General features: G+C 66.2%; 13 protein-coding genes. 7 read left to right on the top strand and 6 right to left on the bottom strand.

Going from position 1 to position 11812, the window contains the following annotated elements:
• Positions 1–30 precede the first annotated feature (30 nt).
• The gene (locus A7U43_RS03400) at positions 31–666 is read right to left on the bottom strand and encodes a DUF3887 domain-containing protein (RefSeq protein ID WP_067991133.1); all 636 of its coding nucleotides are present in this window, start codon (positions 664–666) and stop codon (positions 31–33) included.
• Positions 667–976: 310 nt separating this feature from the next.
• Between A7U43_RS03400 and A7U43_RS03395 the strand changes: the two genes are divergently transcribed.
• From A7U43_RS03395 to A7U43_RS03385, 3 genes are all read left to right on the top strand, one after another.
• On the top strand, positions 977–1597 hold the full coding sequence (locus A7U43_RS03395; protein ID WP_231963517.1) for a CIA30 family protein: 621 nt from the start codon (positions 977–979) through the stop codon (positions 1595–1597).
• Between the two features lie 71 nt (positions 1598–1668).
• Positions 1669–2757: a methyltransferase gene (locus A7U43_RS03390; RefSeq protein ID WP_082902004.1), complete on the top strand. Its 1089-nt coding sequence runs from the start codon at positions 1669–1671 to the stop codon at positions 2755–2757.
• Positions 2758–2832: 75 nt separating this feature from the next.
• The gene (locus A7U43_RS03385) at positions 2833–3384 is read left to right on the top strand and encodes a YaeQ family protein (protein WP_067991124.1); all 552 of its coding nucleotides are present in this window, start codon (positions 2833–2835) and stop codon (positions 3382–3384) included.
• Between the two features lie 137 nt (positions 3385–3521).
• Here the strand turns inward: A7U43_RS03385 and A7U43_RS03380 are convergent, their stop codons facing one another.
• On the bottom strand, positions 3522–4358 hold the full coding sequence (locus A7U43_RS03380) for a MerR family transcriptional regulator (RefSeq protein WP_067991121.1): 837 nt from the start codon (positions 4356–4358) through the stop codon (positions 3522–3524).
• A gap of 179 nt (positions 4359–4537) precedes the next feature.
• Here A7U43_RS03380 and A7U43_RS03375 point away from each other — a divergent pair, with 179 nt between their 5' ends.
• Positions 4538–4831: a nuclear transport factor 2 family protein gene (locus A7U43_RS03375; protein ID WP_156526059.1), complete on the top strand. Its 294-nt coding sequence runs from the start codon at positions 4538–4540 to the stop codon at positions 4829–4831.
• Positions 4828–5682 carry an SDR family NAD(P)-dependent oxidoreductase gene (locus A7U43_RS03370; RefSeq protein WP_067991100.1) on the top strand — a complete coding sequence of 285 codons (855 nt, stop codon included), beginning with the start codon at positions 4828–4830 and terminating at the stop codon, positions 5680–5682. The genes A7U43_RS03375 and A7U43_RS03370 overlap by 4 nt, the downstream gene beginning before the upstream one ends.
• Positions 5683–5717: 35 nt before the next feature.
• Here the strand turns inward: A7U43_RS03370 and A7U43_RS03365 are convergent, their stop codons facing one another.
• On the bottom strand, positions 5718–6158 hold the full coding sequence (locus tag A7U43_RS03365) for a pyridoxamine 5'-phosphate oxidase family protein (RefSeq protein ID WP_067991098.1): 441 nt from the start codon (positions 6156–6158) through the stop codon (positions 5718–5720).
• A gap of 72 nt (positions 6159–6230) precedes the next feature.
• Between A7U43_RS03365 and A7U43_RS03360 the strand changes: the two genes are divergently transcribed.
• Together A7U43_RS03360 and A7U43_RS03355 are read left to right on the top strand one after the other, a co-directional pair.
• Positions 6231–6596: a hypothetical protein gene (locus A7U43_RS03360; protein ID WP_067991096.1), complete on the top strand. Its 366-nt coding sequence runs from the start codon at positions 6231–6233 to the stop codon at positions 6594–6596.
• A gap of 100 nt (positions 6597–6696) precedes the next feature.
• Positions 6697–7263: an NAD(P)-dependent oxidoreductase gene (locus A7U43_RS03355; protein WP_335582842.1), complete on the top strand. Its 567-nt coding sequence runs from the start codon at positions 6697–6699 to the stop codon at positions 7261–7263.
• 1565 nt (positions 7264–8828) lie between these two features.
• On the opposite strand, the gene A7U43_RS29595 is transcribed toward A7U43_RS03355, so the two are convergent.
• From A7U43_RS29595 to A7U43_RS03335, 3 genes are all read right to left on the bottom strand, one after another.
• The gene (locus A7U43_RS29595) at positions 8829–8978 is read right to left on the bottom strand and encodes a hypothetical protein (RefSeq protein ID WP_156525830.1); all 150 of its coding nucleotides are present in this window, start codon (positions 8976–8978) and stop codon (positions 8829–8831) included.
• A gap of 288 nt (positions 8979–9266) precedes the next feature.
• On the bottom strand, positions 9267–11396 hold the full coding sequence (locus A7U43_RS03340; protein WP_067991090.1) for a heavy metal translocating P-type ATPase: 2130 nt from the start codon (positions 11394–11396) through the stop codon (positions 9267–9269).
• A gap of 85 nt (positions 11397–11481) precedes the next feature.
• On the bottom strand, positions 11482–11811 hold the full coding sequence (locus tag A7U43_RS03335; protein WP_067991088.1) for a metal-sensitive transcriptional regulator: 330 nt from the start codon (positions 11809–11811) through the stop codon (positions 11482–11484).
• Between the last annotated feature and the right edge of the window lies 1 nt (position 11812).

Below are 11812 nucleotides of genomic sequence, written 5' to 3'. Positions count from 1 at the left end.
TCGCCTGGACGAACCCGCGAACCCGCCGACTCAGTCGGCGGCTGGACCATCCACTAAGCCGGCCACCTCGGGATTGAGGATGTAGAGTCCGGCGATTGATCGGTCGTCGCGGAAGGTGATCCGAGCGACGAAGTCGCCCGCCTCGAAGCGCAGCGGCGTGTTGGTGATGGTGAAATCGCCGGCGCGCACGGCCTCGGTGTCACCGTGACTTTCGTAGGCCCCTGCCATCCCTGCCAGATATGCCCAGGCTTCGGCAAGCCCCTCTTCGGTGAGCCCCGCGCGCATCGTGTCGTCGAAGCGTGCGGCAATGTCGGCCCACCGGCCGTGAGCATGGTCGTCGATGACCGCTCGGGCCAACTCGATGGCTTCCGGCAGTGGAGTGGTATTCATGATCTCTCCGGTACGGGGATCGATGACCTTGCCATATTTCTGAAACGCAGCCTGACGCGAAACACCGAGCACATCTCCAATCTCCTGCCATGTCCGGCCGCCCTCACGAGCCTGCCGAACTGCTGCGGCCATCAACGCCTCGGCCCCGCTTTGAATATCGCGCGCTGCGCGCACGGATTCCAGCGGCTCGTCCTCACTCCGCAGAACGGGAGCGGCGAGGATGCCGCCCAGCTTGCGGTGCAGCTGTTGGGCGACCGCCATGAATGAGCCGGACATGCGTTAATCCTATCTTGACTAATCCGGCATCGTCAACAAATACTTGACGCGGGCCGTGGCAGTCGGATCGCAGGCGTCACGCCCGACCGGAATGCTTAGTGGTAAAGCGCGCGGCGGATCTGCGGATCAGTGGGAGCCGGTGGCACCTCGACCGGAACCTCTTGGGACAGCAGCCCGGTCAGCCATAACGCCGCGAGCCGGGCGCTGGAGCGAGGCGCGTCCTCGACCGTGCGGTGGACCAGACCGGCGTTGGCGAGATCCCCCGACCGACCAAGGTTGACACGGTGGCAGAGCTCAATACATTGACCTCATGAGACGTCCCCTGGCCCAGGGGTTCGGCCCCCGGCAAATGCGGCGCGCCCTCACCGGCGTCGCGGTCGCCGCCGTGGCGATCCTGGCCGTGTCGTGCGGGGCCGCCGAACGCCCCGACGTGGTCCTGCTCGACTTCGACGATCCCGGCGCGGCGGCCGGCTGGACGACCGTCAACGACCCGGTCATGGGCGGCGTGTCCACCTCGAGCGTGACCGTCGGCGACGGTGGTCTCGTGTTCTCGGGCACCGTCTCACTGCAGAACAACGGCGGGTTCGCCTCGGCCCGCGGCCCGCAAGATCCCGGCCTCGGCGCCCGGGCGGCAGGTGCGACATCGCTGCGGGTGCACGCGCGCGGTGATGGCAAGACCTACCTGGTGAAGGTGGGCATCGACGGGCAGCCGTGGTCCTACATTCAGCGGTTCCGTACCGAGGCCGGTATCCCGCGGGTCTACGAACTGCCCATTGCGGGTTTCGAACCGGTCGGTATGCGCCTCACACCTGCGCCCGATGCTCCGCGAGCGTTAGACCCCGCGCTCATCGACGAAGTGGCGTTGTACATTCTGGACAAACAGCAGGGCCCCTTCGAAATCACCGTCAGCTCGATCGATGCCGTTGCCTGAAAGTACCTCCCGCAGGGGCACTTTGGTCAGGCCAACCTGGCGACATCCAGCCGAGTAGTAACCTGGCACGGATGGCAACGACGCCGCTCCCGGTGGTACTGGCCACGCTCGCCCTCCGACGCAAGCTCAAGCGGCTCGCCGACAGGCTGGTGCCGCCGCAGATCGCGATGCTGGACCTTGGGGAAGGTGTCGGTGGGGTCCAGATCGCCGCTGCGATAGCCGAACTCGGGATCGCCGACGTGCTCGCCGACGGGTCGATGACCGCATCGCAGATCGCCGCCCGGGTCGGCTGCGACGAAGAGACCACGCACCGGCTGTTGCGCGGGGCCGTCGCGTGTGACCTGTGCACCATGGACGACCACACCGGTGCGGTGACGCTGACCCGGATGGGCGCGGTGTTGCGCAGCGACCATCCGGCGTCGCTGCGCGCCTGGATGCGCTACAAGGGGATGCGATCGACCGTCGACGCCTGGAGTGGCCTGGCCGACAGCGTGCGCACCGGCCGGAGCGCGTTCGAGTCGGTGCACGGGATGTCGGTGTGGGACTGGTACGCCGAGCACCCCGATGAGCACAGCGTGTTCGCCGCGACCATGCGCCAGGCCACCGAGATCAGTGCCCGAGCCATCGCGGGGGTGTATCCGTGGCCGGACGGCGCGGTGGTGTGTGACGTGGCCGGCGGCATCGGGACGCTGCTGTCGGTCATCGTGTCCGAGTCCGGCGCAAACCTGCGCGGGATTCTGGTCGACAGCGCGGCCATGGTCAGCGAGGCGCAACGCGTACTCACCGAGCGCGGCGTTGCCGGCCGGGTCGAGCGGGTCGCGGGCGATATCTTCCGCGCCGTTCCCGCCACCGCGGATGTCTACCTGCTCAAGGATGTGCTGCACGACTGGGACGACCAACGCTGCGCGGAGATCCTCGCCACGGTCGCTGCGAGCATGCCGCGGGGCAGCAAGCTGGTGGTGATCGAGTATCTGCAGCCGCGCAATCGCCCCAACCCGTTTTCACCGCTTCTCGACCTGCACACCTTGACCCAACGGGACGGCGGACGCCTGCGCTCGTCGGACGAACTGTCGGAATTGCTCACCAGCGCCGGCCTGCGCCCCACCGGACGCACGTTCTCGGTGGTGCCGCACGACCTCGTCGAGGCGGAAAAGATCTGAGCCCGCCACGAGCGGGGCAGGGTTTCTGCGGCGGCCCGACTACCCGGGGAGTGCCACCCGGGTGGACACTATGACGTGGCCCTTTCTGCAACAGTGTTCAAAGTCGAACTCGGCGTCTCCGATGTCGACCACGGCTACTACGCCGATCACACGCTGACGGTCGCCCGTCATCCCAGCGAGACCGACGAGCGGATGGTGGTGCGGTTGTTGGCGTTCGGGCTGCGCGCGCACCGGCTCAGCGACGTCGACGGTGAGTTGGCGTTCGGCGCCGGCCTGTCCACCCCGGGGGTCCCGGATCTGCGGCTTGCCGACTACACGGGCCGGATGCTGGAGTGGATCAACGTCGGCCAGCCCGACGAACGCGTCTTGGGCAAGGCGGCCGGCCAAGCCGACCAGGTGGTGCTTTTCCCGTTCGCCGCCGGCGTGAGCACCTGGTGGCGCACTGTCGGCCCCAAAGTGGCGGGGCTGCCCAACCTGTCGGTGCTGCAGATTCCGCACGCGCCCGTGCAAGAACTGGCCCAGACCGTTGACCGACGGTTCTCCGCGCAGGTGATGGTGATCGAGAGCCAGGTGACGATGACCGTGGGCGGGGTCGACGTCAGCTTCACGCCCGAGCCGTTGCAGTGACGGTCCGCCGATATCGCCGTCTGCGGTGGCCTCGAGCGACAATCGCAGGCTGCCGCTGATGACCGCGGGCTCCCCCGGCGGGCGCGATTCATGTCCTCGCGCGCCCACCGGCTGAGGGCTTCGCCGGGCGTTTTCGCTTACTGCTGTCGTTCTGGCGACGCGATGGTGTTGAAGATCGGCCAGCAGATCTCGGTGGCGGTGAACCTTCCCGGATCTGTTGCCGTTCCGCCCAGGTAGTGTTCGCGGATGGGTCCCTGGCTGCTGATCAGGTGCTCGTTGACATAGATCCCCAGCGCCGCGTAACTGCGGTCGATGCCGTCGTGACCGCCGGGATGGGTGAGCACCGCGAACTCAGCCTTGGGGAAGACCTCGGCGTGGATGCCCTCGGGGGCGTCCGCCGACGGTGGTGCTGCGACGAACATGGTTGCGCTGCCGTGCTGTTCGAGAAAGAGCCCGCGCTCGTAGAGGCCGCCCGGTACCACCGCGGTCGGTGTGCCTGTGGCCGTGGCGATGGCCTGGTGCAGGGTCTGCAGTGACGCCATGAACCAGTCGTCGATCGCGGAGACATCGATGGTGGCGCTGACCGACCACACGGCTAGTTCCGGTTCGTGGCGCACCGTGACGGAAGCGGGAGTGCTGACGGGGGAAAGCAATTCGCGCAGCGCACCCACGGTGTCCCGGGTCTGCTGCAGCTGTGCCTCCATCTGTTCGAGATGGGTGGTGATGATGTCGGTGCGGGCGCCGGCGTCGTCGGTGCTCAGCAGCGCCTTGATGTCGGGAATGGACATGCCCAGGGAGCGGAACCGACGAATGATGTGCGCATGGTCGACCTGGCTGGTGTCGTAGAAGCGGTAGCCGGTGTAGGGGTCGATGTGGGCGGGTTCGAGAATGCCGATGTCGTGGTAGTGGCGTAGCGCCTTTCTGCTCAGGCTAGTCATCACCGCGAAGTCCCCGATCGAGACCTGTGCGCCCATGGCGTCCTCCCCTGCGTTGCCTACATCGAACAAGTCCATCCTGAAGTCTCCCCCTGGGGCAAGGTCAACACCGCGACCTGAGCTGAATCAGTGGTTGACCTTCCCCTAACGGGAACCTCCATCGTGGTGCCATGACCAACACAGCATGGGAAACACTCCCGGAGACAGTGAAGACCTTCATGACCGCACTCGATGCCCGAGAGGCGGGCCGGGTGCTCGCCACACTGACACCCGATGCCGTCGTGACGGACGAGGGCCACGACTACACGGGCGCCGAGGAGATCGGGGCCTGGGTGGCCACCGCAGCCAGCGAGTACACCTACACCACCGAATTCACCGGCGCGACCCCCACCGACGCCGGCGTCGACGTCGGGCAGCACCTGGAGGGCAACTTCCCCGGCGGAGTGGCCGACCTGCACTACCGGTTCACCCTCGACGGCGCCGCGATCAGTCGGGTGGTGATCGAGCCATGAGCAGGCGGTGGTTCGTCACCGGTGGCACGCCCGGCAACTTCGGGATGGCGTTCGCCGAGGCTGCACTTGAGGCGGGTGACCTCGTGGTGCTGACCTCCCGGCGGCCGCAGGAATTCGCGACCTGGGCTCAGCAGTACGGCGACCGCGTGCTGGTGGTCCCGCTCGATGTGACCGACACCGCGCAGGTCGCCGAGGCGGTGCGGGCCGCCGAGGAGCGCTTCGGCGGTATCGACGTGCTGGTCAACAATGCCGGCCGCGGTTGGTTCGGATCGATCGAGGGCATGGATGAGCCCGCGGTGCGGTCGATGTTCGAGCTGAACTTCTTCGCGGTGCTGTCGGTGACCCGGGCGGTGCTGCCGGGGATGCGTGCCCGCGGCACCGGGTGGATCGTCAACGTGTCCTCGGTGGCCGGGCTCGTGTCGGCAGTCGGATTCGGCTACTACAGCGCGACGAAGTTCGCCATCGAAGCCGTCACCGACGCGCTGCGCGACGAGGTAGCCGCACAGGGCATTTCCGTACTGACGGTCGAACCGGGCGCGTTCCGCACCAACGCCTACGCCGGCTTCGCCGACGAGCCGGTTTCGGAGCCGATTTCGGAGTACCACGACATGCTGAAGCAGGTCCAGGCCACTTTCGTGCAGATGGGCGGGGCGCAGCCCGGCGATCCGCGCCGCGGCGCCCGTGCGGTCATCGCGGCGATGGGACACGACTCCCCGCCGCGACGCCTGGTCCTGGGCAATGGCGGATATGACGCCGTGGTCGATACTCTGGAGCAGAGCCTCGCCGATATCCGGAAGAACGAAACGCTTTCTCGTAGTGCGGATTTCCCAGAACGGTCGAGCGCGGGGTGAATGATGCCCTCAGGCGCCGTGGCGATCCGCCGGGGCTAGGCCTCGTCCGACGTCGAGTCGCCGTAATGCCAGGACAGGGTTCGTACGGGGGTCACGTAGATGTAGGTGGCGCCCGGTCGCGGGGCGGTCGGCCACTCGGACTCCGGCACGCCACGCGACCGGGCACCGTGCCGTGCGAGCTCCAGCGTTTCGGCGGCTTCCCGAACGATGCGGGCGTGACCTTGGAACATCACCCCGCGGATATCCGCCATGGTGGAGCCGTCTTCGAGCATGACGCTCACGGTCGGATTGCGCTCGACGTTGGCCACTTTGCGGGTGCTATCTCGCACACCCATGACGATGTCGCCGCCCAGCCGGAAGTATCCCAGCGGCACGGTGTGTGGAAATCCGTCGGTATCGATGGTGGTCAGGATCGCCCAGCCCGGACGGCTGTCGAGCAGCGCCGTGATTTCGTCGTCGGTGAGTTTGCGCGGCATGTGACGAGGCTACCCGCGAAGCAATGCAGCGAAAGTTCCACGGCAAACCCCGTCGGGTCTAACGTTGGCGGAATGGGTTTGTTCAGCCACGAGGAGTTCCCGGAACCGGCCGGCCGCGCTGCGGGCGGCGCTGATAGTGGGGTCGTCGAGCGGGCGCGCCGTACCGAGGTGGACGAACTCGGTGCGAATGATCCCGTCGTGGTGGGTCCTGGGTTGGCGCCCGAGGATGGTTCGTGCGGGCAATTCGCAGTGCAGTTTCACGTATCCACGTCGATGCTGATCGGGTTGAAACGCATCGCTGATCTGCGTGGGGTGAGCGTGCCGGAGGTGTGCCGCCAGGTGATCGGTGTGTTTGTCGCCCAGCAGGAGGGCGAATTGGGTGCGTTGCTTGCTGCCGAGTCCGAGGTGGCCGACTACCGACGGAGTTTGGGCCACTAGTAGTCGAGTCCCGCCACGGCAACCCTGACCCAGCGCGTTGCCAACGGGCCTCTGGCGGTGGCGGAACCACCACAGGCCTTCGGCCGTTGGTCAGGAAGCGGTGCAGGTTCGCCCCGTGCGGCCCGAAATGGGCGTGGAACTGATCGCGGGCACACCCGCGCGTATCAACGACATTCGCGCGGCCGCCCTGGGTACCGAGGCGGTGATCAGTACCCTCAACAATGCGCGCGCCTCGAACAATCCCTGGGCCAAACCGATCAGCCCGCCGATGTTCATGACCGACCCGACCCGCAACGTCCTGACAGTGATGGGCGAGCAGAACATCCGTCGCATCGTGATCAACTCGACCATGGGCGCCGGCGACGACTGGGCCCGCATCGGCGTGATGGCAAGGCTTTTCATCAACATGTCCAACATCAAGGCCGGCTTCGTCGACCACAGCGCCGTCGATGCCATGGTGCGTGCCTCCGACACCGACTGGACGCTCGTCCGGGCAGTCGCGCTCACCGACAAGCCGGCCAACGGCCCCGTGCGGGCCGCGGAAGCCGGCACCGAAAAGCCGGGTATGCGGATCAACCGTGCCGACCTCGCTGCTTTCCTCGTGGATGCCGTCGAACAGGGCAGCTGGATCCACCGGGCTCCGCTTGCCTGGAATATGCGAGGTTGACACCGCGCTCGGGATCACAGTCCGTCATCCCACCGAAGATCTCGGAAGTGCAGGCTTCGGTGTGAAGTTTGTCGTGATTCCGCAGCCCTCTGCGATGCTCCTGCCCGAGTCAGCCTTCGAGCGCCGCTAGCAGCGCTTCGCACTGCCGATGTCGAACCGGTGGAACGCTCCTGTGGCTTCTCAAGTTTTGTGTCCACTCGCTCTTCGCTGAGCTGTGCTGATTGCGGCGTTCTCATCTGATATCCACAGCCGAGATTCTCACTTTCATGTCCACCCCCAAACGACACCCCTTTAGGCGGACGATGATTCGGATCGAGCCTCGGTCAACTGTCACCGCGTTCTGTCACGTGACGCGAAGCCATGTAGTCCACCAAGCTCGCTAGCATGGAAATGCCCGCCTGAACCCTCCCCGAAGTTTTTGCACACCTTCTTGGAGGAGCTGTTTGCGTCATGGCGGCACCGTGACCGACTGGCGGCGGCTGACGATCACGTTGGTGTGGCCTATCCCGGATTACCGCGGCGCGGCGACATCACATGGCGCGCTTGTCATTTGAACCCCCGCGCCAACCACTGGGGGTCGATCGCCTCGAAGCTGAGGCACGTGTGTCCCGCAACGGTACCGTGCAACACGAGATACTCGAAGGGCAACGGGCCGTCGCGTTTGCAGCGGGCGATGCGCTGGAGATCAACGTTGACTGCCGCGTAGACGCCGGCCGCTTGGCGGCACCGGTCCGCTACGGGCTGGCGGCGACGCTTGAGGTTGCCCCGACCATCAGAGCCAATATGCACCAAGAAGTACGGCAGCAATTGCAAGTCCGACTGCGCACCAGGACCCGCTGACACGGCATAACGGACGAACGTTGGCACGGTCCTCAACCGCCAGCAACAACACGCGAAATCGCTACATGCGCTGAAGCCTCGGGGCGAGCTGGCGTTGTTCGCACCCGAACAACGGCTGTTGAAACTCGGCGGACTAAGGGCGGCATCTACGTAGGGAGACAGTAGTTAATGGCGGATGAATCTCGGTCGGGTTGAGATGTGTTGTCATGCAACCGCTGTCGCGGATGACGCTGTCATCCTAATTCGATGGCGCCAAGGACAGCGAAGAAACCGACAGCCGGTTGGCGGCGCGGCTAGCCGCGCTCGCCTCTCTGGGCGCTTCGGTTATCCACTTCGCCGTCGTACCCTTCCACTGGCAGGAGTGGATGCCCGCTAGCGTCTTCTTCACATCAATCGCCCTCGTCCAACTGCTGTGGGCGCGGCTGGTTCTCACACGAACCACGACTCCTGTGCTTGCTGCCGGCATCATGCTCAACCTTGGAGCCATCGCTTTGTGGGTCGTGTCCAGGACCGCGGGGGCCCCGTTCGGCCCCCACGCCGGGGCAGCGGAACTGATCCAAGCCGCGGACCTGTGTGCACTGTTGCTTCAAATCTACGTCGTGATGGGCGCCAGCTGGGTGTGGTACCGCGGCCTGCGGGGAGAGCCGGTATAGGTGTTCGGCAGCGCAGTAGTGCTCATGGGCGCAGTCGGTGTCGTGGCGCTGGCGTCCACGGTGGGTGTTGCTTCAGGTCTGCAGCACGGTGATCATGGGCCAGCGAACGCAGACGGTGGTCACCACGGGGCGGCCCCCGAGGACGCGCAGAGTGATCACCACGGCGCTGAAGTCAAGCCCGAGGAAGACAATGACCCTGGGACGACCGGCGAGCATGTCCATAGCCCTGACAGCAACCACGAGCCGGCCGCCCCGCCGCCGGTGAACGAGCCTGTCGGCGAATCGGCGGCACCGGCGGAAGTTCCAGTGTTAGCAGAAGTTCCGGCCCCACCCGCGGTGGCGCTGCATGACGACCACAGCGATCACGATCACGGCAAGTAGCCAGCTGATCTCTCTGCTGGTGGGCTGCGTAACGCTCGGCAGGTGCCTCGTCGGTGGCGCCGCCCGCCCGAAACTCGAAGTGCCGTGGCCGGAATAGGCCAGGGTCGCCCACGAGCGCCGCGGGTCGTGTCAGCGATCCAGGACTGCGCGTGTGCTGGCCGCAGGGCTCAGGTCGAGGCGGCGCAGCAGCTGCGCGTTGAGCGCCACGACGATCGTGGACAGAGACATCAGGATCGCGCCGACTGACATCGGCAGTACAAACCCGATCGGTGCGAGCACACCGGCAGCCAAGGGCACTGCGATGAGGTTGTAGCCCGCCCCCCACCACAGGTTCTGCTGCATCTTGCGGTAGCTGGCACGGGACAGTTCGATCACCGACAGCACCGAGCGCGGGTCGGAACTGGCCAGGATGACACCGGCAGAGGCGATGGCGACGTCGGTGCCGGCGCCGATCGCAATGCCAACGTCGGCTTGCGCCAACGCGGGGGCATCGTTGACACCATCGCCGACCATGGCGACCTTCTTGCCTTCCTGTTGCAGCGCAGCAACTTTCGATGCCTTATCTTCCGGGCGTACTCCGGCGAACACCCGATCTATGCCGAGTTCGTGACCTACCGCCAGAGCGACCGCTTCAGCGTCACCGGTGATCATGACCACTTCAACGCCAAGCTTGTGCAACGCATCGACCGCTTCGCGCGACTCGGGGCGAATCTCGTCGGCCAGGCGGAGGCCGCCGAGCACAGCGCCGTCGCGGACGACGTGCAAGATGATCGCGCCCTCGTCGCGCCACGAGGTCGCCGCGTGAACTTCCTGTCCGCCGATCTCGTCGAGCAGGCGGGGGCCGCCCACCCGGATCTCGTGGCCCTCCACCGTCGCGGTCACACCCACCGCCGGGGACGATGAGAAGCCGCTGGCACGCGGCAGGCTGAGTCCCCGCTCCTCGGCGGCTTTCACGATGGCCCGTGCCAGGGGGTGTTCACTGTCGGCCTCGGCGGCGGCGGCCAAGGCGAGCACGGTGTTGTCGTCGAGGTCGCCGCTGGCCTCGATCGCGGTCACGGTGGGTTCCCCCTTGGTCAGGGTGCCGGTTTTGTCGAAGAGCACGGCGTTAACGGTGCGCATGCCTTCTAGCGCGAGGCGATCCTTGATCAGCACGCCGCCCCGCGCGGCGCGCTCGGTCGCGATCGACACCACCAGTGGTATTGCTAATCCCAACGCATGCGGGCAAGCGATGACGAGCACGGTGATCGCCCGCACGACGGACGCATCCGGGTCTCCGACAATCGCCCACGCCACGGCGGTGATGGCGGCGGTGCCCAGGGCAAACCAGAACAACCAGCCGGCCGCTCGGTCGGCGAGGCGCTGGGCTCGCGAGGACGAATTCTGCGCCTCGGTGACCAGGCGCTGGATTCCCGCCAGGGCGGTGTCATCGCCGGTGGCGGTGATTTCGACCCGCAACCCGGAATCGGTGGCCACGGTTCCGGCCGTCACCGCATCTCCGACGCCGCGGGCCACCGGCCGCGATTCACCGGTCACCATCGACTCGTCCATGTCCGCACGTCCGTCGACGATTCTGCCGTCAGCGGGGACGCTGCCACCGGGTCGCACAACCACCAGATCCCCCACCTGCAGGTCGGCGGGTGAGACGGTGATGATGCGCTCGCCGTCGACCTTCTCGGCCTCGTCGGGAAGCAGGGCGGCCAGGGAGTCCAGTGCGGAGGTGGTCTGAGCCAGCGAGCGCATCTCGACCCAATGGCCGAGCAGCATGATCACGATCAGCAGCGCCAGTTCCCACCAGAACTCCAGTTCATGGTGCAGCAGACCCAGGCTCGCACCCCAGGAGGCGAAGAAGGCGACGGTGATCGCTAGCCCGATGAGCAGCATCATTCCCGGGGTGCGGGAACGGATTTCGCTGATCGCGCCGGTGAGGAAGGGTCGACCGCCGACAACGTACATGACCGTGCCCAGCAGTGGCGCGATCCAGCGGCCGCCGGGGACGTCGGGTACTGCGTAGCCGAGCAGCATGGCGAACATGGTCGAGAACGCGATGACCGGGACAGCGATGATCAGGTTGATCCAGAACAGCTTCCTGAACTGAGCAACATGATCGGCGCCGTGGCCGGCATGGCCCCCGTGGTCAGCATGGCTGTCGTGGTGGACGCTGGTGTCGTGAACGCCGTGCTCGCCGCCGTGGTGGTCGGCGTGGTCGGCGTGCACGCCGGTGTGCGATGTCGCCATCGCGTGCTCGTCGTGGTCAGTCATGTTGTGTCCTTGAGGAGTCTCACGTGTGTGTTCGCGGGGCTGTGTGGCAGCGAGTTGGCGGCGCCGGTGCACCGCCGTTGCGGGGTCATGACCGCACGAGTCGGGCGATGGCTTCGGATGCTTCGGTGAGTTTGGCGTCAGCGGCCGGTCCCCCGGCGGCTGCAGCGTCTCGAACGCAGTGTCGGAGATGGTCGTCGAGCAGGGCCAGCGCGACGCTCTGCAGGGCTTTGGTCAACGCGTCAGCTTGAGTGAGGATGTCGATGCAATAGCGTTCGTCCTCAATCATCCGGCTAATGCCGCGGGCTTGGCCCTCAATGCGTTTCAAGCGTTTGAGGTACTTGTCTTTATCGGTGATGTAGCCGTGGTTCACCGAACCCGATGCCGGGCAGTCATCAGCGTCGTCGACGTGAGTCATG

It is taken from the genome of Mycobacterium adipatum (assembly GCF_001644575.1).
Classification (GTDB): Bacteria; Actinomycetota; Actinomycetes; order Mycobacteriales; family Mycobacteriaceae; genus Mycobacterium; species Mycobacterium adipatum.
Note: the sequence above shows the minus strand (reverse complement) of the source record. Positions and strands in the feature narration are given on the sequence as shown.